General features: G+C 66.1%; 15 protein-coding genes. 8 read left to right on the top strand and 7 right to left on the bottom strand.

The annotated features are described in order from the left end of the window. Nucleotides 1–35: 35 nt before the first annotated feature. Nucleotides 36–1,583 carry an ABC transporter substrate-binding protein gene (locus CXZ05_RS03930; RefSeq protein ID WP_102971566.1) on the bottom strand — a complete coding sequence of 516 codons (1,548 nt, stop codon included), beginning with the start codon at nt 1,581–1,583 and terminating at the stop codon, nt 36–38. A gap of 206 nt (nt 1,584–1,789) precedes the next feature. Next, nucleotides 1,790–3,004, bottom strand: a complete 1,215-nt coding sequence (locus CXZ05_RS03925) for an MFS transporter (RefSeq protein ID WP_102971317.1) — start codon at nt 3,002–3,004, stop codon at nt 1,790–1,792. A gap of 213 nt (nt 3,005–3,217) precedes the next feature. On the opposite strand from CXZ05_RS03925, the gene glgX reads away from it, so the two are divergent. From glgX to CXZ05_RS03905, 4 genes are all read left to right on the top strand, one after another. Further along, nucleotides 3,218–5,380 carry a glycogen debranching protein GlgX gene (glgX, locus tag CXZ05_RS03920; protein ID WP_102971316.1) on the top strand — a complete coding sequence of 721 codons (2,163 nt, stop codon included), beginning with the start codon at nt 3,218–3,220 and terminating at the stop codon, nt 5,378–5,380. A 173-nt stretch (nt 5,381–5,553) separates the two neighbouring features. Beyond that, the gene (locus CXZ05_RS03915; RefSeq protein WP_258006432.1) at nt 5,554–5,853 is read left to right on the top strand and encodes a hypothetical protein; all 300 of its coding nucleotides are present in this window, start codon (nt 5,554–5,556) and stop codon (nt 5,851–5,853) included. A 246-nt stretch (nt 5,854–6,099) separates the two neighbouring features. Next, a complete protein-coding gene (locus CXZ05_RS03910; RefSeq protein WP_102971315.1) occupies nt 6,100–7,044 on the top strand; it encodes a hypothetical protein in 945 nt (314 codons plus the stop codon). A gap of 9 nt (nt 7,045–7,053) precedes the next feature. After that, nucleotides 7,054–7,719 (top strand): class F sortase, encoded by a 666-nt coding sequence (locus CXZ05_RS03905; RefSeq protein WP_102971314.1) that lies wholly within the window; start codon nt 7,054–7,056, stop codon nt 7,717–7,719. A 227-nt stretch (nt 7,720–7,946) separates the two neighbouring features. Here CXZ05_RS03905 and CXZ05_RS03900 read toward each other — a convergent pair whose 3' ends face one another. After that, nucleotides 7,947–9,929: an APC family permease gene (locus CXZ05_RS03900; protein ID WP_102971313.1), complete on the bottom strand. Its 1,983-nt coding sequence runs from the start codon at nt 9,927–9,929 to the stop codon at nt 7,947–7,949. A 406-nt stretch (nt 9,930–10,335) separates the two neighbouring features. On the opposite strand from CXZ05_RS03900, the gene CXZ05_RS03895 reads away from it, so the two are divergent. Both CXZ05_RS03895 and CXZ05_RS03890 read left to right on the top strand, forming a co-directional pair. Further along, entirely contained in the window at nt 10,336–11,769 is a 1,434-nt protein-coding gene (locus CXZ05_RS03895; protein WP_102971312.1) for a TrkH family potassium uptake protein, read from the top strand. Further along, complete coding sequence (locus CXZ05_RS03890) at nt 11,762–12,454, top strand: TrkA family potassium uptake protein (protein WP_102971311.1); 693 nt, start codon at nt 11,762–11,764, stop codon at nt 12,452–12,454. The genes CXZ05_RS03895 and CXZ05_RS03890 overlap by 8 nt, the downstream gene beginning before the upstream one ends. A gap of 33 nt (nt 12,455–12,487) precedes the next feature. Here the strand turns inward: CXZ05_RS03890 and CXZ05_RS23005 are convergent, their stop codons facing one another. The 3 genes from CXZ05_RS23005 to CXZ05_RS03875 form a co-directional block, all read right to left on the bottom strand. Beyond that, nucleotides 12,488–12,862, bottom strand: coding sequence for a hypothetical protein (locus tag CXZ05_RS23005; RefSeq protein ID WP_180987263.1), 375 nt, complete (start codon nt 12,860–12,862; stop codon nt 12,488–12,490). A gap of 142 nt (nt 12,863–13,004) precedes the next feature. Beyond that, nucleotides 13,005–13,535: a PD40 domain-containing protein gene (locus CXZ05_RS03880; RefSeq protein WP_180987262.1), complete on the bottom strand. Its 531-nt coding sequence runs from the start codon at nt 13,533–13,535 to the stop codon at nt 13,005–13,007. A gap of 780 nt (nt 13,536–14,315) precedes the next feature. After that, a complete protein-coding gene (locus tag CXZ05_RS03875; RefSeq protein WP_102971309.1) occupies nt 14,316–16,184 on the bottom strand; it encodes an O-antigen ligase family protein in 1,869 nt (622 codons plus the stop codon). A gap of 254 nt (nt 16,185–16,438) precedes the next feature. Between CXZ05_RS03875 and CXZ05_RS23000 the strand changes: the two genes are divergently transcribed. Both CXZ05_RS23000 and CXZ05_RS03865 read left to right on the top strand, forming a co-directional pair. After that, nucleotides 16,439–21,115 (top strand): S-layer family protein, encoded by a 4,677-nt coding sequence (locus tag CXZ05_RS23000; protein ID WP_180987261.1) that lies wholly within the window; start codon nt 16,439–16,441, stop codon nt 21,113–21,115. 161 nt (nt 21,116–21,276) lie between these two features. Next, a complete protein-coding gene (locus CXZ05_RS03865; protein ID WP_102971564.1) occupies nt 21,277–21,453 on the top strand; it encodes a CsbD family protein in 177 nt (58 codons plus the stop codon). A gap of 116 nt (nt 21,454–21,569) precedes the next feature. Here the strand turns inward: CXZ05_RS03865 and CXZ05_RS03860 are convergent, their stop codons facing one another. Beyond that, nucleotides 21,570–21,890: a carboxymuconolactone decarboxylase family protein gene (locus CXZ05_RS03860; protein WP_102971307.1), complete on the bottom strand. Its 321-nt coding sequence runs from the start codon at nt 21,888–21,890 to the stop codon at nt 21,570–21,572.

Raw genomic sequence — 21,890 nt, 5'->3', positions numbered from 1 at the left:
CGGCCCCTGTGCTTTGGGTCCGCGGTACGGGGGCGTCACGATCCGGACTTGGCCGTTTCGGCCCGGAGCACGTAACGGGCCAGGGGGTCCTGGACGTGCGCCTGCAGGTCGGTGCGGACGGCGTCGGTGGCCTGCTCGTTGACCAGCCAAACGTTCACGGCCTGGTCCTGGAGGATCTGGCCGGCCTCGGCGTACAGCCGGTAGCGCGCTTGGGCGTCGGCCGTCGTGGCTGCCTGGGCGATCTTCTTGTCGTACTCCGCGTTGCAGAAGTGGCTGAGGTTGTAGGTGCCGTCGCAGGTGTAGTCGGCGGTGAGGAAGCCGATGGGGTCGGCGATGTCGATCAGGCGGTTGCGCTGGCTCAGCACCATGTCGTAGTTGCCGGACAGCAGGTCCGGTTCCACGGCGGCGTACTCCTTGGTGGTGATTTTCACTGGAACCCCCACGGCCTTGAGGTTCTCCTGGATGACGGTGGCCACGTCCGCGAACTCCGCGCGCTCCACGATCGCGATGATTTCCAGCGGGCGGCCGGCGGTGTAGCCGGCGGAGGCGAGCAGCTTCTTGGCGGCGTCGAGGTCCTGCTTCGGCGTCTGGGCACCCTCGATGGCCCACGGCTCCGACGGCGCGAACGGACCGGTGGCCGGGACCGCAGCGCCTTCATAAACGCTGGCGGCCAAGGCATCCAGATCGAGAGCCGAGCGCACCGCCTTGCGGAAGTCGACGTCGTCGAACGGGGCCTTGCCGTTGTTCATGTACAGCGTGGCGGTGCGCGGCGAGTCCGCCTTCAGCACCTTGACGTTGGAGTCCGACTCCAGCGCGGCCAGGCCGGAGACGGGGATGGACAGGGACACGTCCGCTTCGCCGGTCTGGACCTGCGCGGTGCGGGTGGCGCCGTCGGTGATGAACCGGACCTCGGCGCCGGCAAGCTGCACCTGCCCGCCCCAGTAGTCCTCGTTGCGGTCCAGCGTCAGGGACTGCTTCGGCTTCTCGGACACCGGCTTGAAGGGGCCGGTGCAGTGGCCGAACGGGTCGACGGTCTCGCCCTTAAAGGCGGCCGGCGACAGCACGCCGGTGTTGACGCTGGCCAGCCGGTAGGGAACCAGCGGGCTCTCCGTCGGTGTGGTCACGCGGACAGTGTGCTCGTCGATGGCCTTGACCGCCTTGACCACCTTGGGGCTGAACGCGCGGGCGGGGACTTCGGCGTCAAGGACGTTCTGCAGCGAGGTCACCACAGCTTTGGCGTCCAGCGCGGCGCCGTCCTGGAACTTGACGCCCTCACGGATCTTGAAGTCCCACTCGAGGTCGGAGACCTGCTTCCACTCCGTGGCGAGCGACGGCACGATCTTCCCCTGCGTCTCGTCGTAGCGCGTCAGCGTCTCGAGGCAGCCCGACAGGGACAGGATGTAGGCGGCGTCGCTCTCCAGTGCCCAGTCCGCCACGGGTGCGCGGAAGTTGTCGACGACGATCCGCTGGTCAGGGTCGGCCGCCTGGCTGGATTTGCCGGACTCGCCGCTGAAGCCGCAGGCGGACAGGGAGAGAAGCGCCACGAGCCCCACGGACACGGACAGCGGGAAGGAAGAGCGCAACGAAACCACCTAGATTCATGTCTGCGGAAAGGGCAGACGCACAGCGAACGGCCGAAAGGGCCAAGCTGAGTGTAGGCTAACCTAACTTTTTCGTCCAAAGCGGGCGGCGGGGGCCGGCGTCATATTCCCCACCCGCACCCTCGCCTCGCAAGCTCGGCCAGGGAACCCTGCGGGCGTGGGCCCAGCTCTATCAGCGGAGGCACCGGTCAGTAGTTCCGCCGGTGCCTGAGCCTGGGGAGTACGACGGCGAACACACCTGCCGCCGCGAACCCCAGTACCCCGGTGGCCGTCACCCCGGCGCCGAGGGAGGCCGCGGCCGTCACCGCCGAGAGAAGCACCGGGCCGCCGGTGGAGCCGGCGTCAGCCATGAACCGCCAGAGGCCCAGGAACTGCCCGCGGCCGCGGTCGGGCGAGAAGTCGGCACCCAGCGTCATCACCAGGCCGGAGCTGATCCCGTTGCCGAAGCCGATCAGCAGGGCCGCCAGCAGCAGGCTGGTGAACCCGGCGGTCAGCGGGATCAGCACCAGCGCGGCGCCCATGATCAGCGTGGACGGGATGGCCACCCACTGCCGCCCGCGCCGGTCCATCACCTTGCCCGCGGGATAAAAGACCAGCATGTCGATCGCCCCGGATAGGCCGTACACCAGCGAAGCGTGCGTGGGGTCGAGGCCCAGGTGGTCGGCCCACAGCGGGATCACCACCTGCCGGGAGGCGCGGAGGGCGCTGAGCAGCAGGATGCCCATTCCGGCAGTCAGGAAAACGCCCGCATGTGAGACGGCCACTCCGCGCAGGGTGGGCTCCGGGCCGGTCTTGCCATCAGGTCCGTGCACCGCCACCAGGTCGGGGACTGCCACGGCGAGGACGGCGGCCGCAGCCATGCCGGCCACGCCCACCCAGTAGGCCCCGCTGATGCCGACGAATGCCATGGCTGCGGCGCCGATGAACGGGCCGATAAAAGTTCCTATGCGGCTCACGCCGCCCAGCGTGGACAGAGCACGGGCACGGAACTCCACCGGAACAGCTTCGGTGAGGTACTTCTGCCGGGCCAGGCTGAAGACGGCGGCTGACATCCCGACGACGGCCATCGCCACCGCGAGCAGCCAGAGCCCGTCGCTGATCACCAGCGACACCCCGGCGGCCAGCAGCGCGAGCGCCCCCGCGGCGGCCGCCCCCACAATGGACCACCGTTCCCCGAACTTCAGGGTGATCATCGAGGCCGGCAAATTAAAGAGCCACGAGCCCAGCCCCATGAGCGTGACGATCAGAGCTGCCACGGCAACGGATGCGCCCAGTTCACGGGCGGACAGCGCCACAACAGGCAGGATGGCGCCCTGGCCGACGCTGAACAGGAGGGCAGGGCCGAACGCCGGAACAGCGATGCCGCGGAGGCTGAAGGGCGGCGGGCTGTTCGGCGGAGTCATCCCCTTTATCGTAGGCGGGGGCCGTTCCGGCACGACCGAAACCCGGGCTCCACGAGGCCAGAATCACAACGATTTGATTTACATGGCGCCGGGACCTGAATCGAGCTTGGCGAAAGTACTAAGTGTGCTTAACCTTGGACCAGGGCGAGGCGCGCGGACCCCAACTGGACATCAAGCATGGTTCGAAACAACTGAACAGCCGCAGGAGCGATCATGGAAGTCTGGCCGGGCAGCGCGTATCCATTGGGTGCCACTTTTGACGGGATGGGGACAAACTTCGCGCTCTTCAGCGAGGCGGCCACCGCCGTCGAGCTGTGTTTGATAGGTGGCGACGGCACGGAAACCCGCGTCGAGCTGCTCGAAGCGGACGGGTATGTGTGGCACTGTTACCTGCCCCAGATCCAGCCCGGGCAGAAGTACGGATACCGGGTCCACGGGCCCTATGACCCCGCCGGGGGCCAGCGCTGCAACCCGAACAAGCTGCTCTTGGACCCCTATGCCAAGGCGGTCGCCGGGCAGGTGCACTGGCACCCGGCCATGTTCTCCCACAACGGCGACCCATCCTCCCGCAATGACCAGGACTCGGCGCCGCACACCATGCTGGGCGTGGTCATCAACCCGTTCTTCGACTGGGCCGGGGACCGGCCGCCACGGATCCCCTACCACCGCTCCGTCATCTACGAGGCGCACGTCAAGGGTCTCACCGAGCTGCATCCGGAGGTGCCCAAAGAGCAGCGCGGCACCTATGCCGGCGTCGCCCATCCTGCCGTCATTGCGCACCTGCAGCGGCTGGGCATCACGGCCATCGAACTGATGCCGGTGCACCAGTTCGTCAATGACGGCACGCTGCAGGAGAAGGGCCTGGGCAACTACTGGGGCTACAACACCATCGGCTTCTTCGCCCCGCAAAACACGTACAGCTCGATCGGCCAGATGGGCCAGCAGGTCCAGGACTTCAAGTCGATGGTCCGCTCGCTGCACCGGGCGGGGATCGAGGTGATTCTCGACGTCGTCTATAACCACACGGCGGAAGGGAACCACCTCGGCCCCACCCTGAGTTTCAGGGGGATCGACAACGCCGCGTATTACCGTCTGGTGGACAACGACAAGCAGTACTACGTCGACTACACGGGCACCGGAAATACCCTCAACGTGCGGCAGCCGCACTCCCTGCAGCTGCTGATGGATTCGCTGCGGTACTGGGTCACCGAGATGCACGTGGACGGGTTCCGCTTCGATCTCGCCGCCGCTTTGGCCAGGGAGTTTTACGACGTCGACCGGCTCTCCACGTTCTTTGAACTGGTGCAGCAGGACCCGATCGTGTCGCAGGTGAAGCTGATCGCGGAGCCGTGGGACGTTGGCCCGGGCGGGTACCAGGTGGGCAACTTCCCGCCGCAGTGGACGGAGTGGAACGGCAAGTACCGCGACACCGTGCGCGACTTCTGGCGGGGGGAGCCGGCCACGCTGGGCGAGTTCGCGTCGCGGCTGACCGGCTCCGCGGACCTGTACGAGCGCTCGGGGCGGCGGCCGGTGGCGTCCATCAACTTCGTCACGGCGCACGACGGCTTCACCCTCCGGGACCTGGTCTCGTACAACGAGAAGCACAATGACGCCAACGGCGAGGGCAACCGCGACGGCGAATCCCACAACCGCTCGTGGAACTGCGGTGTGGAGGGCCCGACGACGGATCCGACCGTGCTGTCGCTCAGGGCCCGGCAGCAGCGGAACTTCATCGCCACCATGCTGCTGTCGCAGGGCGTGCCGATGATCGCGCACGGCGACGAGATGGGCCGCACCCAGCAGGGCAACAACAACGTCTACTGCCAGGATTCCAAGCTCAGCTGGGTCGACTGGGACGCCGTCGACATGCCGCTCATGGACTTCACATCCGCCGTGAACCGGCTGCGCGCCCAGCACCCCACGTTCCGGCGCAGCACGTTCTTCGACGGCCGACCGGTGCGGCGCGGCAAGGGCGAGAAACTGCCGGACATCGTGTGGCTGAACGAGGACGGCATGGAGATGCTTCCGGAGGACTGGGGCCGCGGCTTCGGCCGGACCATCGGCGTGTTCCTCAACGGGGACGGCATCCAGGGCCGGGACGACCGCGGCCGCCGGATCACGGACGTGAACTTCCTGCTGTACTTCAACGCGCACGACGACGACGTCAAGTTCACGCTCCCGGCGGTTGAGTTTGCGGAAGCCTGGGACATGGTTATCAACACGGCCGGCACCGGAGTGGAGCGCGGTCCGATCGGCGCTGGCTCGGTGCTGAAGGTGGCCGCCAAGTCCATGGCAGTCCTGCGCGCTCGCGACCTGACCCAGACGGAACCCAACCTCTCCATTGCCCCCGGCCTGCAGTCCCCCCGCCCCGCGTAATCCCTTCCTCACCTCCCGTCGCCCAAACCCAAACCCTTCCTCACCTCCCGCCGCCCACACCCAAACCCTTCCTCACCTCCGTCGCCCACCGGCCGACGTGAAAGCAGGTCACGCGGAAATCACCCGGTGGAAACCGTCCGGCAATGTGGCGGCCCCATCCTGAAGGAGCGCCAGTGGCGCAACAGGACCAGGGCGCTGACTGCGCCAGGACGGAGCCCGCCATGGCTGAATCGGCCGCGACCGACAAATCACCCGGGCGCATCATCGACTGCCGAAGCCTCTCTCCCGGCGACCTGGTGGAGGCCCGCTACAACGGCCGCCTTTACTACGAAGGAAAAGTGACGGAAACCGTGCCGGTCCTCGGCATGTTCTGGATCCTCGAGACCAGGACCGGCACCCGGAAGCTCCTGGACCCGCTGGCCCTGCACGTGATCCGGTTGGCGGCAGCTGAGGGGACCGGCCGCACGCGCTAGTGAGTCAGTGATGTTTGCCACAACCGAAATTGCTCTGTACTTTAGCCTCACAGCGATCTTTCGGGCGGCATCCAGACAGAAACTGGGGTCTCGCCGTCGTACTTCGGATGATCAGCAGTACGAGCGCCTCTCCTGCACGGCCCTGCCGGACTCTTCGGAGCCTCCGCCCTGAGCCGCTCTGCCGCGTGCTGAAACTGCCGGGGCCGTCCCGGCGGCCGCTTCGTGTATTTGGGGGACGCACACACTATGACCGCTGTATCTAAATGGGTCGCTGCCGGTTCGTCGGCAGCAGTTTTCGCCGGCGGCCTTTTTCTGGGAGCCCCGACAGCCGCCGCGGCACCCGGCAACGCCGCCTGCCAGCAGGCCTTCAACCAATATGAATCGGCACTCGGTGCCGCGGGCATCACCCAGGCAACCGTTGCCGATCTCGAGTCCGCAGTCGACGCGGCGGCGGCTGCCGAAGCTGCGTACATGCCCGTCCAACAGGTTGTCGACGACGCTGAGGCTGCTCTGGCCGCGGCCGAGGCGCAGCTCGCAGCCGACGAGGCCGCCAAGGACGCCGCCGAAGAGGCACTGGAGGAAGCCCAGGCTGCCGGTGATCAGGAGGCAATCGAGGCCGCCCAGGTCGCTTATGAAACGGCAGATGAGGCTCGTGGAGTATCCAGAGACGCTGTGGAGCTGCGGGAGTCGGAGTTGAACGCCGCCCTGGTTGCACCGGAGCTCATCCAGGCCCGGGACGCCTTGGATGCTGCGGTCGCCGACTTCGAAGCCTTGCTGGCAGCCGTCTCGCTCGACGAAGCATCCGCCACCAACCTCATGGGCCTTTTCGAGGCGTACCTGACGGCCTGCGACCCGGACTCCCCCGGCGTTGATCCCGTGGTCACGCCGCCGGTCGCTCCCCCGGTGGTTCCGCCGGTCGCTCCGCCGGTCAGCGCACCGGGAAACACACCGGGCAATGCACCGGGAAGCACGATGCCGGCAGTTGTTGCCGGTGCGGTCAGTGCGGCTCCCGCCGGGGGCGGCACCGCCGCTGTCGCAACGAATAAGGGCCTCAACTTACAGACAGCGGTCGAAGCCGAGCCGGGTGTTGACCCCGGACTGGGGCTCCTCGCCGGGCTCCTGGCTGCGGGAATCGCTGTCCCGACAGCGGTCGCGATGAGGATGCGCCGCATGGAGCGCACCCCCAAGTAGGCCCGTCACTTGGAAGCGCCAAAAACGTCCGGCCGGCACCGGCGCCGGCCCAGCCGCTGGCGCTGGTTTGCTGTGCCCCCGGTCGCCGCCGCGGGCTTGGCAGCCGCTCTCTTCCTGGCCCCGTCGAACGCTGTGGCCCCGGACGATGGCGCCCGCACCGCCGTCGTGCCTTCCGCCGCTCCGTCAGCGGCGGTTTCCCCGAGCACCCCCGCCGCCCGAAAGCCGCTGCGGCCGCTGGCCGCAGCCCCGACGGCGGTGTCGATCGAGGCTGCCGATCTGAATGTGCGGGTCCTGCCGCTGACGCCCAGCGCGGACGAGATGGCTTCGGAGTCGCTGGTGCCGCCGCTGACCCTCGACGCCTACTGGCTAACCAGCTACGGGGTGCCCGGCACCGGTTCGACTAACACGACGTACATCGTGGGGCACAGCTGGGACGGCAGGGACGCCCCGTTCAACCACCTCAGCAATAAGTCCCTCGTGGGCAAGGCGGTCACCGTGACCACGGCGACGGGCACACTGAAGTACGTCGTGGATTCAGTGACGACGCACGACAAGAACACGCTCAAGGACAGCGACATCTGGGACGTCGTGCCCAACCGGGTGGTGCTGATCAGCTGCTACACGGAGGACCCGTGGGGCAAAAACGTGGTGGTCGCGGCCTCCCCTGCGCCGTAGGAACGCGTCCTCAGCTTGCGTCGCTTCTTGCCGGACGCGTCCTCAGCTTTCGTCGCTTCTCGCCGAACGCGTCCTCAGCTTTCGTCGCCAAATCCCACAGCGGTGAGGAAGCGACAGGGCACAACCGACGGGAGGTGAGGAAGGGTCAGGGCGCAACCGACGAGACGTGAGGAAGGGTCGGGGGAAAGGCGACGAAAGGTGAGGAAGGGATCGGGAGCCGCGCCGGGCTAGCCGACGTGGATGCCGGGGCGGCGGGCGGGGTCGGGCTCGTTTTCGCGGATGATCTCGCGGACCACGGGGGCGGTGTCGCCGCGGCCCAGGAGCAGGTAGCGCATCAGGTGGGCCAGCGGGTTGCCCTCGGCCCACTCGAAGTACGCGTGCGGCCGCACCCCGGTGGCGTCGTGCAAGGCCAGCAGGATCGCCGCGATGGCGTTGGGCGCGGCCGGGCTGTTCGCACGAAGGACCCGGTGCCCGGCAACCTCCACGCCCCGCACCGTGAGCACGTCGCTGAAGCCCGACGGGTCCGTGACGTCGATCTCCAGGAACATCACGTCGGCCGTGCCGGGAACGGGGTTGTTCTCCCGCTGCGCGGCTTCCTTCTCCGCGTACTCCTTGGCGTCCCTGGCCTGCGGGCGGTTGGCGATGATGTTGATCCGCCCGTCGTAGTCGATCGTGTCCGTCACGAAGCGGCGCGCGGCCTCGTCGAACTCGATCCGGTCCACCCGCAGCTCGGTGGTCCGCGAGACCCGGGACACCAGCGACACCACCACGATGCCCAGGATGAAGAACCCGGAGATCGCCAGTCCGTCCGGCTTCTCGATCACGTTTTCCACGAGGGCGTACAGCATCACGAGAGTCAGGACGGTGAAGCCGACGGCGGCCCCGCGCTTCTTCTTGCGCGCGGCGGAGATGCTCACGGCCACCGCGCCGGAGACCATCATGAACAGGATACCGGTGGCGTACGCGCCTGCCTGGGCGTTGACGTCGGCCTTGAAGCCGATGGTGATGAGGATGCTGATGGCCGTGTACACCAGGACCACGGGCCGCACCGCACGGGACCAGTCGGGCGCCATGCCGTAGGAGGGAAGGTACCGGGGCACGATGTTGATCAGCCCGGCCATCGCGGACGCGCCGGCGAACCACAGGATCAGGATGCTGCTGACGTCGTACACGGACCCGAAGCCGTTGCCGAGCCGTTCGTGTGCCAGGTACGCGAGCGCACGGCCGTTCGCCGGCCCGCCCTCCTGGAACGCCTCGGCCGGGATCAGCACGGTGGTTACAAAGCTGCTGCCGATCAGGTAGACGCTCATCACCACGGCCGCCGTCGTGAGGAGCTTGCGGGTGTTGCCGATCCGGTTGCGCAGCACATCCTCCGGGGATGCACCGGATGCCTTCACCAGGGGCATCATGCTGACGCCGGTTTCGAAGCCCGAGAGGCCCAGCACCAGCAGCGGGAACGCGAGGATCGCGGGACCGGCGATGTTCCCAAAGCCGCCGCCAAAGGAGGCGAGCGAAGCCATCCAGGCGGCGACGGCACCCGGCTGGGTGACGGCGTCGTAAATTCCGGTGCCGATGATGACGGCGTTCAGCAGCAGAAAGACGCCCACCAGCGGAATGGCCACGGCCACAGCTTCGGAGAAGCCCAGCAGGAACACACCGCCCAGGATCAGCAGCATCACCACCGTGATGGGCACCGCCTGGCCTTCCAGGAACGGCGGCAGGTACGGGTTCTCCAGCATGTGCACGGTGGCGTCGGCGGCGGACAGGGTGATGGTGATGATCCACGACGTCGCTACGAACCCGAGCAGCACCAGCACGAAGACCTTCCCGCGCCAGAACGGCAGCAGGTTTTCCAGCATGGCCACGGATCCCTGCCCGTGCGGGCTCTCGTGCGCCACCCGGCGGTACATCGGCAGCATGCCCAGCAGCGTCAGGGCCACGATCAGCAGCGTGGCCAGCGGCGACAGTGCCCCCGCAGCGAGCGCGGCGATGCCCGGCAGGTAGGACAGCGTGGAGAAGTAGTCCACTCCGGTCAGGCACATGACCTTCCACCAGCTCTGCTGGTGCGCCGTGCCCTCCGCGGATTCCGGCCCCACCGGCTGGTGCACCTTGTGCTCCAGCAGCCAGCGTGTGAACGCGCCGCCGGGGCCGTTCTCCCGCTCGGGGTTGGGCACGCTGGCCGGAACGGAGTATTGGGCTGGTGCGGTCATGGAGTGTCTTTCTGGATTTTGGGAACGTTCGCTCTCGGGCCGCCGGAGAGCGGCGGGAGGTCGGCCGGGAAGCGCTCGAGGAATCCGCCGTCGGACGGCGGGACGGTGTCCGACGGCGGGGGCTACTTCGTTGCTCTGATGAGCCGGTAGATCATGTAGCCGGTTGCGCCGATCCCGAGGATCAGCCACAGCAACGGGGCGCTTTGGGTCAGCATGGCAGGACACGGCCTTGCGTGCTTGAGGTGGCCACGGGGTCCTTCGATTCACATGGGCAGTTTGCTGATGACCACGGGAGCCTAGCACCGGCCGGAAACCGTAACGCGCCAAAACCTGCGATCTTAACGCTTTCTTAACGCCACCTTCTTCACACCGGCCCCAGGGACACCGCGGTGGTAGCGTGACGCGTATGCGCGACGTTCCTGCCCCGAAGGCCCCGCCTGCGGCCGGAACGGACCGCAGGTTCAGCGGGCTGTGGCCCGGCGGCTCCAAAGTCTTCCCGCGCATCCTCAACGTCTTCGCGCCGCAGCACCCGGCCCAGGTGATCGTGCTCGGGTTCGCCGGTGCGGTCGCCATCGGCACGATCCTGCTCATGCTGCCCATCTCGCGGAACGGCCCCGCGGGCGCACCCTTCCTCGACGCCCTGTTCACGTCCACGTCGTCCGTGTGCGTCACCGGGCTGATCACCGTCGACACGCCGGTGTACTGGAGCGGCTTCGGCAAGGTGGTGATCATGGCGCTGATCCAGATCGGCGGATTCGGGGTCATGTCCTTCGGCACCCTGCTGGGCGTGCTCATGGCCCGCCGGCTGGGACTGCGATCACGGCTGTCGGCGGCCGCGGAGACCAAGAGCACGGGCTTCGGCGACGTCCGCCGTGTGCTGCTCGGCGTGCTGGCCATCAGCCTGACCGTGGAGATCGTGCTCGCGGGCGTCCTGGCCGCGAGGCTCGTCGCGGGTTACGGCTACGAGCCCGGCCGTGCGCTGTGGCACGGCGTCTTCCACTCGGTGTCCTCGTTTAACAACGCCGGATTCGCGCTGCATACGGACAACCTCATCGGCTTCGCCGGGGATCCGTGGATCTGCCTGCCCATCGCCGCCGCGGTGATCATCGGAGGCCTCGGCTTCCCGGTGCTGTTCGAACTGCGCCGGCAGTACCAGCGGCCCATCCACTGGAGCATGAACACCAAGCTGGTCCTGGTGGGCACGGGGGTGCTCCTCGTCAGCGGGACCGTCTTCTTCACCGCCGTCGAATGGTCCAACCCGGCCACCCTCGGCCGGCTGAACCCCGGTGAGCGCATTCTGGCCGGGTTTTTCCAGTCCGTCATTACCCGCACGGCCGGGTTCAACAGCGTGGACATCGGGCAGATGCACGAGGCGTCCTGGCTGGGCATGGACATCCTGATGTTCATCGGCGGCGGCCCGGCCGGCACCGCGGGCGGCCTGAAAATCACCACCTTCGGCGTGCTGTTCTTCATCCTGCTGACGGAACTGCAGGGCGGCACGGCCGTGAACATCTTCGGCAAGCGCCTGTCCCGCGCCGTGCACCGGCAGGCCATCACGGTGGTGCTGCTGGCCATCGCGCTGGTGGTCGGCTCCACGATGTTCCTCATGATCATCACCGACTTCGGCCAGGAGCGGATTCTGTTCGAGGTGATCTCCGCCTTCGCCACGGTGGGGCTGTCCACCGGCATCACGGCCGCCATGCCGCCGGCCGGGCAGGTGGTGCTGATCCTGCTGATGTTCATCGGCCGCCTCGGCCCGGTGACGCTCGGAGCCGCACTGGCGCTCCGCGAACGCCCGCTCCTCTACGAATACCCGAAGGAAAGGCCCCTCATTGGCTAAGAACTTCTTCTCCCGGCCGGCAGAAACCGCAGCACAGGCGGACTCGGTGGTGGTTATCGGCCTCGGCCGCTTCGGCGGATCGCTGGCGCTGGAGCTTGAGGCACAGGGCACCGAGGTCCTGGGCATCGACTCCAACGAGGACACCGTGCAGTCCTACAACGGCCGGCTCACCCACGTGGTCCGGGCCGACTCCACCAAGGAGGAGGTGCTGCGCCAGCTCTCCGTCCACGAGTTCGACCGCGCCGTGGTGGGCATCGGCAGCGACATCGAGGCGAGCATCCTCACCACATCCCGCCTGCTCACGTTCAAGAAGCCGCAGATCTGGGCCAAGGCCATCAGCGAACCTCACGCCGAGATCCTCAACCAGCTCGGCGTGGACCACGTGATCCGCCCCGAGCACGACATGGGCAAGCGGGTGGCCCACCTGGTCCGCGGCTCTCTCCTGGACTACGTCGAGTTCGAGGACGACTTCGTAATGATCCGCACCAGCCCGCCCGCCGAGGCCCGCGACCGCCCGCTCGGCGTGCTGGGCCTGCGCGACAAGTACGGCATCACCATCGTGGCGGTCAAGCGCCCCGGCGGCATCTGGGGCCACACTACGGCACAGACGGTCCTGTACGACGACGACCAGATCATCGTGCAGGGCAGCAAGACCCAGGCCGAACGGTTCAGCAACCTGCCCTGACGCTTGGCGCGTGGTCGGCTACCGTGTGGCTGCCTACCGAGTGGCCGGCGCCTCCATAAAGACCACCTGGCTCAGGCTTCTGACAGGCCCTCGCCTCCGGGCGGCAGGCTTGCCGACGGCGTTAGCCGGGATCCCGGCGTCGGCCGCCTTGGGCTTGCCGGTACCGCTGGAATGCCCGACGGCGTTTGCCGCCTTACCGGCCGCGACCCGCCGCACGCTAAGCTGCTCGAGGTCCAGCAGCCGGCGTGCGCCGGTCCGGGCGTCGATGATCCAGAACAGGTCGATGTCCCGGAACGTGCTGCTCACGGTCCCCCGGTGAGCCAGCCGCCCGCGGTGCCAGGCCTCGACCTCGTCGCCCACCGCCAGTTCCGCGCTGGACTGCACTTCAAGCGTCAAATGTTCGTCCACAGCCGGTCCCCCTCCATTAAAATGTTGATGGGACCAGCCTGCACCACGATGTTTTCTAAAACGTTTCACGTGGGAGCGTGCAATGTGTCTGCGCTGTTACCGGCTGAGCCTGCGAGCGCACCTTGATCAGCCGGTCCCTGGATTATTCATCGGGACCCCAGGATGGGAAGTTGACGCCCGGAGGACCGCTGACCACGGCGGTGAGGCGTCTGCCCGGGGAAACCATGCAGATTTTGTCGATCTTGGCTTGGGTGTCGAAGCAGCCGCTGAGCAGCTTGCGCCCGTCGGGCGACCAAACCGCTTTGAAGAACTTCAGGTCCGGGGTCCTTGGCTGGATGACCCGAAGGCCGGTGCCGTCGGGTTGGACCGAGAGGATCGATCCGTAGTCTGGGGCCTTCGCGTTTTCGGGTTCGATGTTGAAAGTGACCGAACGGCCGTCAGGAGACCAGCCCGGGTGTTCCAGGCCGGCGCGTGGCGGGACTACCTGATGCAGCCCTGTTCCATCTGAGTTGATGACGTAGATGGCTTCGAGGGGCCCTTCGGGGCTGTCGCCGGTGATGCATCCGAAGGCTATCTGGCTTCCGTCGGGCGGGAACACTGGTTCGACGTCGAGTGCGTTACTGGTGAGCTGCTTTGGACTGGAACCGTCGGCGCGCACTACCCAGACTGACACGCTGAACGTTGGCTGGTCGACCGGAAACGAGTCGTACACGATTGACTTGCCCGTCCGGTAACCACTTCGGGCATTCCTGCACACCGCGGGCCGTCGTCAGGGCTTTCCGCTTCCGTCCAGTGGGCGCGATCGTGGCGATATGGACGCCCGTATCATCGATGAAGTCGAAGCAATCCGGTTTCCGTCAGGGGCCCAGTCGGAGAAATTGGCCTGGTCCTGGGTCAGGCGCCGTTGGTGGGAACCGTCAGAGCTCGCAGTCCAGAGACTGAAACCGCCGATGGCGCGGGATCCAAACGGCCAAATGCTATATCCCCGTTTTCGGGTTCCCGGTCCTGGGCACCCTTTGACGCTGTCGCGGGCATGGGACCGCTGAGACACAATATCGCCGCAAGCAGGTGATGACGGCGGGTTTGATGCGCATGCGCTGCTCCTTCGACAACTCCCGGTCGAGGCCCGGGCGCCCCGGTATCGAAGGAGACCTCTTCGTCTGCGCCAATATCCTCCGCCCCTCCACCCCTCCGCCTTAGTCAACGGCCTGGGCAAACCACAGGCCGTTGTTATTATCCGCCGGCATCCAAAGAACTGCCATAGCATGGAATGCCACGCGAATTCTTGGTCTCGAAAAATGGGCAGCTAATACCACACTGAAAATGCAACAAGGTCCGAATTAGAAAAACTGCGCCAATCTTGATCCTTTCCTGCGGCATTCTTAGCATGGTTAGCGCCGCGGACGGACACATTCGGTAATTCATTGCCACTGGGCCTCCAGGTGGTGGAACTCTATTTCCCCGCCAGGGCATCTGCCCGCTGCCTGGCGGCCAAGGACGCCTGCGCATTCCCAAGACGCTGGTGGATATTCGCTAGAACCCGCCACGGCGTATCCAGCGAAGGATCCAAGGATGCTGCACGCTCCAGGTCGGCGATGGCTTCGGCTGAACGACCCAGGCCGAACTGGGCCACGCCCCGATGAACGTAGAGCCCCGTGGAATAGGGGGCGTCAGCGACCAGCGCGTCCAGCAGGTCCTTGGCCGCAGCAACGTCACCGCCGTAAAGGTAGCCGACGGCCAAAGCCGTGCCCGCCTCCAGCGAACCGGGGGTTCGTTCCCGGGCGGTCCTTCCCCACTCCACCGCGTACCGGGAGGCCTCCTGGTCCCCCGTCGTCGCCGGGCCGGCGAAGGCCTGGGCTGCGAGCAGCGCGGTGTCACTGTCCCACGGCCGAAGCTGGCGTGCCTGCACAAATGCCTGCTGCGCCCCAGCATTGTTCCCCGCCGCGGCCGCCCTGGCTCCGCCGGCCATGGGCCATTCAGCCAGGGCAGAGGGAACAGCGATCGCCAGCGCCGCGAGGACCAAGAACACGCCCGCCAGCCTCGGAACTGCCCGCAGTTTCCCGGCAGCAAACGCCGGCCTGAAACTGTTGCGGACGGCGGCGCGGCCCCCGTCCTGTCCCACAAGTCCCCCACACAGGAATGCCACCAGCCCGGTTGTACCGATCGAGGTGAAGTGCGTAAGCAGGGCCAGCGCGTATGCGGCAACCGTCACCAGCACCATGGCGAGATAGCTCCGGTCGCTGGCAAGCTCCGTCTCCCGCAACCGGCGGACCACGGCCAGCACCGACACGGCGATCAAAGTGAGAATGAGCGCCAGCAGCGGAAACCCTCCTGCGGACAGTGCCTGCAGCGGCCAACTGTGGGGTGAGTCCGCAGGAAAGCTGTCGCCGACGGTCCGCGCCCATTCCCCGTTCAGGTACGCAGGCAACGCGTCCACGAATCCGCTCGGACCCACACCCGAGAAAGGATGGTCGGCGATCAGCCCGAGGCTCCGGTCCCACAGCAGCCACCGTCCATCCACCGTTCGGGCGGACAGCAGCCGGTCCCTGGCGGCGGGTACCAGAAGCACGACGACGGCGATGCCCGCCACAGCGGCCGCGGCTCCGGCGGCGATTTTCACCGGGGACCAGGACCTGGTCTTCATCCACATGGAAGCGCCGCACACAGCCACGATGAGGAGCGCGGCCAGCGCCGCCCGGGATCCGGACAGGACAGCAACAGCGGCGCCGGCCAGCAGACCCCCGCGGCGCAGCCAAACCTGCCACTGCTTGTCCAAGTCGCCTTGGGCAGCAAGGATTCCGGCAATAACGACGCCGACCAGTCCTTGGTCTGTAGCGTTGCCCAGCGTCGCTCCCGGCCGCACATCTGCCGCACCGCCTAGTGGGCGCAGGCCGGCGCTTTCCAGCGCAGTAATGAGGAACAAGGCGATGCCGGCAACGGCCAGAGACAGGCTGAGTAGGGCGCGCCACCGACTCCCGCCGGAACCTCCGAGGACTTTTGCACCCACGGCAAAAACAGCCACGTATACCGCCAGTGTCAGCAGGCCCTCATAGCGAGGCCACCGGCCCGCGATACTCGCAAGAGGCGTATCGGAGAGCAGCATCGCGACGGCGATCCACAGCACGCAGGCTGCCATCACTGCCTTCACCGCCAGCGGGAGGCGCGCACTGACGGGCGACAGCAGGCCGGCGAGGACGGCCAGAATGACCGCCACAAGCTTGATCCAGACGAACCGGAAAAGTCCGCCGGGCTGGAGGGCCAGGAGAGAGGCCGCCATCAGGATGATGCAGGCCCCGGGAAGGCGGGAGATTGCTCGTTCCATGCGCAGCCTTCAGCCTCTCCCCCGAAATAGTTCGTCACCCACAATAGCCGCCTGACTCGAAGACTTTGTCAGCGGTCAGTGCACGCATTAAACAAATAAGGCCCGTTACACAATCGTTGGACAAACCTTATTCCGCGGTTAGACTGAGGCGTTCTTTGACAATTTAAAAGTAGCGGCCGCGCCGTTTGCTGACCCATGGGGGGATAAAAATGCTCGTTAGGAGCGGGCGATTCCGATTAAGGATCGCGTTGTTATTGTCGGTACTCTCGGCGCTGGTTGTCTCGGGGTTGGCGCCGGCCAACGCTGTGGACCTGTCCGACGCCTCGATCAGCGGAAAGGTGACGGCGCCGGCTGGTGTTGATCTTGCCGCCACCCAGGTCTACGTACATACGGCCGGTGGCTATTCATACACCGGCCAGACCCAGGTAAACAACGACGGCACTTACACTGTCAGCGGCCTGCCGGCGGGTGCCTACAAAGTTCAGTTCACCGGGTTCAACAACTCCGGCGCCCTGGACCATTGGTATTCCGGCGCCGCCTCCATCGAGACCGCTACACCTGTGACTCTCGCGGCAGGTCAAAGCCTCACGGCAATCAATGCCACCCTGGTTAAGGGCGCCACCATCAGCGGCATGATCACGGCGCCGGATGGTATCGACGTCGGTGGCGTGAACGTTTCCGTACAGAGCACCAGCGACGGTTGGTACAACGCTTCCACTCTGGTCAATGCAGACGGCAACTACACGGTCCGCGGGCTGCCTGCGGGAACCTACAAGGTCCAGTTCGTCGGGGGGAACTCCGGCGCTGTTACGCAATGGCACGCGGCGGCGGCGTCCTTCGATGCTGCCACGCCAGTCACGCTGACGGCCGGCAACGATTTGACGGGCATCAACGCAACGCTGCTGCGCGGTGGCTCCATTAGTGGCACCGTTACCGTTCCTCCTGGCGTCGATCCGAGCCGGGTGCAGGTCGAGGCGCGGGACAGCAACGGCAATACGGTCGGCTATTCCTCCGCCAGTTCCGAAGGAACCTACAGCCTCCGCGGCTTCGCAGCCGGGAGCTACAAACTACTCTTCTCCTCGTATGACACAGGACTCCTGCAACAGTGGTACGCCGGTGCTTCGTCATTCGATGCCGCAAGTCCGATAGTCCTTGCCGCAGGGCAGGACAGGGCAGGAATAGATGTAGCCCTCGTGACAGGCGGTTCAGTCAGCGGGACCGTGACCACTCCTGCCGGGGCGGACGTTTCTTCCGTGCAGGTCGACGTCTATGAGGCCGGCTCGCAAACCCGAAACTATGTGGGGTCCTCCTCGGTCAGCGCAGATGGCACCTACGCCGTCAGGGGCCTCAACACTGGGAGCTACAAAGTGCAGTTCCTCGGGACGAACGGCGGGCTGCTGGGGCAGTGGTACGACGGCGCGGCATCCTTTGACACTGCCACACCGGTAGCGGTCACGGCGGGCGAGGATCAGACCGGCATCAATGCTGACCTGGCCAAGGGCGCGACCATCCGCGGCAGGATCACTTCCTCTCCGGGAGTGGACCTGTCGAATGTATGGGCGTACCTGTACAGCTCCGATACCCTTGCCGACGCCGGGTATGCTCGCGTCAGCCCCGACGGTTCCTATCAATTCGCCGGCCTCCCGGCGGGGTCATACAAGATCCAGTTCAGCACGGGCAGCTCGGGGACACTGGAGCAGTGGTATGGCGGCACCCCCACCTCAGCCGCCGCGACGGCAGTTGCCGTCAGCGGCTCCCAGGAGCAGGTCCTGGCAGAAACAGTCCTCGTCAAGGGAGCGACCATCGGCGGCACAGTAACTGCACCCGCCGGAGTCGATCTTTCCGCAGTCTCAGTCTATGCGTATGACGCCGCCACGACGTCCGCCAAAGCCTATGCAACCGTGCAATCCAACGGCAGCTACAAACTCACAGGACTCTTGCCCGGCAAGTACGTGGTCCGCTTCTCGGGGTACGACTCGGGGGCCCCGGAGCAGTGGTACCCCAACGGCAGCTCACGGGATACCGCAACCGCGGTGTCCCTCACCACCGGACAGGACGCAACTGGAATCAATGCGACCCTCGTCAAGGGCGCGAGCATCAGCGGCAAAGTCACCGTTCCGCCCGGGGTTAACCTTTCCGCTGTATCGGTTTCTGCCAGCGGTGAGGGCAGCCAGTACGGAACCTCTGCCAGTGTGAACGCCGACGGCGCGTACAAGGTGAAAGGCCTTCCGGCCGGAAGCTACAAGGTCAGATTCTCCAACTACGGCTCCGGCGCGCTGGATGAATGGTACAACGACGTCCAGACCCAGGCCGCCGCAACGCCGATTGTTTTGACCGCGGGCCAGGACAAGGCAGCCGTTGACGCGACCCTTGCCAAAGGTGCGACCATCAGCGGCAAGGTCACACTTCCAGAGGGAGTGAACTCCTACAGCATCAATGTCACCGCCTACACGGCCACCGGCAATTCCGTTTTGATGTCCACCTCGGTTAACAGCGACGGCACGTACTCACTGAATGGACTCCCAGCCGGCAGCTATAAGCTGCAGTTCGGCGGCTATGGTTCAGGTGCACTGACCCAGTGGTACAACAACGCCACTTCCCTGGACACGGCTACTCCGGTGGCAGTTACGGCCGGCCAGACGCTCACGGCCATCAACGCCACACTGGTCAAGGGCGGCGTCATCACCGGCACAATCAGTGCGCCGGCGGGAACCATCCTGATCAACTCGCAGGTGATCGCCACAAAAACCGGAACCATTGACGAGCAATCCGTCTACGGCTATGTCGATCCGGATGGCACATACAGCATCATCGGGCTGGAAACGGGCTCCTACAAGCTGCGCTTCCTCGGCGGGCAAAGTGGCGCCGAAGATGCCTGGTATGGAGGAGCGGCGTCGGCCAATGCCAAGTCCGTAACCGTGGCCGCAGAGCAGACCATTACTGGCGTGGATATAAGCGTTGTAACGGGTGCGACCATCAGCGGCAAGGTGACGGGAACAAGTGCGGGGTCCTACTACCCCCTCAACGTCCTGGACTCAGCCGGCAATCTGGTCAAGGTTGGCAACACGGACAGCACCGGCAACTACAGCGTGGTTGGCCTCGCGGCGGGTTCCTACAAGGTAGCGTTCAACCGCTCCAGCGGCTTCACCCAGGACGAGGCCCAGTACTACCAGAACCAGCCTGAATCCGCAGGCGCCGGGAAGGCTCAGTCCATCCCGGTAACCTCCGGGCAGACCGTTCAGAATATCAATGCCACGCTCACCACCGGTGGCTCTGTAAGCGGCACCGTGGTGGACAAGGCCGGAAAGCCGGTCGCGATCGCACAGGTTCAGGCGTACACGCCGGATGGTTCGCTTGTCACCCGCAGCACCATAACCAGCAGCACGGGCACGTACACCCTGAAGGGGCTCACCACCGGCAGCTACATCATCAAGGTGCACGGAGCCCTGTCCGGACGCGGCGACCTCTACTCGGGCAACAAGACCACCGAGGCCACGGCAACGAAGGTCAGCGTCGTCAGGGGCAGCGGCACGACACACAACCTGTCCTATGCGGCGTCGGTGCCAACGCTGACCGCCCCCACTCCCACGGTCAAGGGAACAGCCAAAGTGGGTAACACCCTGACGGCCACTCCCGGCGCCTGGGGTCCCTCCGGGGTCGCCCTGAAGTACCAGTGGAAGGCCAACGGCGTGGCCATCACCGGTGCCACCGCCGCCACGTTCAGGCCGACGGCGGCACAGGTGGGCAAGACATTGACCTTCAGCGTGACGGGCAGCAAGGCCACCTACACCACGGTGACCAAGACCTCCGCCGCCACCGGCACGGTCATGGCCCTCAACCCGGTCCTGACCGCACCGGCTCCCAGGATCACCGGAACGGCCAAGGTGGGCTACACGCTTACCGCAGTTCCGGGGACCTGGGGACCGGCACCCGTCACCCTGAAGTACCAGTGGAAGGCCAACGGCGTCGCCATAGCCGGAGCCACAGCGAACACCTACAAGCCGTCTGCGGCGGTTGTCGGCAAAACGATTGGCGTCACGGTCACGGGCAGCAAGGCCGGCTACAACACGGCGGCCAAGACGTCGGCGCTCACCGCAAGGGTCGCCGTCGGCACTCTCGCCTCCCCGGTTCCCCGGATCACGGGCACCGCAAAGGTGGGCTACACGCTGACGGCGGTCCCCGGCGCCTGGAGTCCGGCTCCTGTCACCCTGAAGTACCAGTGGAAGGCGAACGGCGTCGCGATCACCGGCGCTACGGCCAGCACCTACAAGCCGGCCGCGGCCGTGATCGGCAAGACCATCAGCGTCACGGTCACCGGCTCTAAGGCCGGCTACACGACGGCGGCCAAGACGTCGGCACTCACCGCAAGGGCCGCCGTCGGGACACTGACTGCTCCTGTTCCCGTGATCAGCGGCACGGTGAGGGTGGGTTCCGCCCTCACGGCCACAGGCGTGTGGGGTCCGGCACCCGTCACTTTGAAGTACCAGTGGAAGGCGAACGGCATTGCCATCGCGGGTGCCACGGCAAGCACCTACACGCCGACTCCCGCAGTCCTGGGCAAGACCCTCACGGTGACGGTCGTGGGTTCCAAGGCCGGCTTCACCACGGTTACCAAGACCAGCGCGGTGTCGGTCAAGGTGGCTGCTGGCGTCCTGACATTGCCGCCAGACTTTACCGTCTCGGGCTTTCTAACAGTGGGGTCGACCCTCACTGCGGTGGGCACGTGGGGTCCGGCACCGGTCACGCTGACGTACCAGTGGTACGCCGGTGGCGCGGCAATCACGGGTGCGACCGCCAGCACGTACCCGCTATCGGCAGCGGACCTCGGCAAGTACTTGACTGTAAAGGTCACAGGGTCAAAGCCTGGTTACACGACCGAGGCGAACTACTGGATGGCGACGATTCCGGTCAGCCAACCGTTGCCGTCGTAACCTAGCGAGGCACAAACACGGCAGGGCCGCTGCAATCCGAACCGGGTTGGAGCGGCCCTTTCCGCGTTAAACGGCAGGAGCCTTCTGGCCCCGCCGCCGATAAACTGAGAGTGGCCGCCGCGGCAGCAGGCCGCCCCGGCTTTCCCGTACAGGAGGTCACGATGGGTTTGGGTGACAAGATCCACAATGCCGCCGAAAAACTCCACGGCAGAAGCAAGGAAGCAGCCGGACGCGCCACCGGTGACAACCGGCTCAGGGCTGAGGGCAGGGAGCGCCACATCAGGGCCGACCTCAAGCAGGCCGGCGAAAAGATCAAGGACGCCTTCAGGAGGCACTGACCAAGGTCCCGTTCAATGCTCGAGGCCCTGTCCGGTAAGAGCGGACAGGGCCTCCCCCGCGTTCGGCAATCCCCCAGCCCGGCACCGGGGACGCGGCGCACCCGGCAAGCGGGGGCTCAGCCGGTGAAGGTGTCCTTGGCGATCATGATCGCCGTGATGGCTTTCGGCCAGCCCGTGTAGAACGCGAGGTGGATGATCGCCTCTTTGATCTCGCCTTCGGTCAGGCCGTTCTTCCGGCCGAGGGAGATGTGGTAGCCGAGCTGCTCGCTGTTGCCGCCGGCGACCAGGGCGGTGATGGTCACCAGGCTGCGGTCGCGGGGCGACAGCTCGGGGCGCTCCCAAACGTCGCCGAAAAGCACGTCGTCGGTAAGCTGCGCGAGCTTCGGGGCAAACTCGCCGAACATCTTCTGGGCGCCGGACGGTTCGTTTTCAGTCAT

This window comes from Arthrobacter sp. AFG20, from assembly GCF_002892795.1.
Lineage (GTDB): Bacteria > Actinomycetota > Actinomycetes > Actinomycetales > Micrococcaceae > Arthrobacter.
Note: the sequence above shows the minus strand (reverse complement) of the source record. Positions and strands in the feature narration are given on the sequence as shown.

Excerpts from the sequence above, each read along its gene's own strand:
- CXZ05_RS03925 (WP_102971317.1), bottom strand. The coding sequence starts at position 3,004 with ATGACTCCGCCGAACAGCCCGCCGCCCTTCAGCCTCCGCGGCATCGCT.
- glgX (WP_102971316.1), top strand. The coding sequence starts at position 3,218 with ATGGAAGTCTGGCCGGGCAGCGCGTATCCATTGGGTGCCACTTTTGAC.
- CXZ05_RS03910 (WP_102971315.1), top strand. The coding sequence starts at position 6,100 with ATGACCGCTGTATCTAAATGGGTCGCTGCCGGTTCGTCGGCAGCAGTT.
- CXZ05_RS03900 (WP_102971313.1), bottom strand. The coding sequence starts at position 9,929 with ATGACCGCACCAGCCCAATACTCCGTTCCGGCCAGCGTGCCCAACCCC.
- CXZ05_RS03895 (WP_102971312.1), top strand. The coding sequence starts at position 10,336 with ATGCGCGACGTTCCTGCCCCGAAGGCCCCGCCTGCGGCCGGAACGGAC.
- CXZ05_RS03875 (WP_102971309.1), bottom strand. The coding sequence starts at position 16,184 with ATGGAACGAGCAATCTCCCGCCTTCCCGGGGCCTGCATCATCCTGATG.
- CXZ05_RS03865 (WP_102971564.1), top strand. The coding sequence starts at position 21,277 with ATGGGTTTGGGTGACAAGATCCACAATGCCGCCGAAAAACTCCACGGC.
- CXZ05_RS03860 (WP_102971307.1), bottom strand. The coding sequence starts at position 21,890 with ATGACTGAAAACGAACCGTCCGGCGCCCAGAAGATGTTCGGCGAGTTT.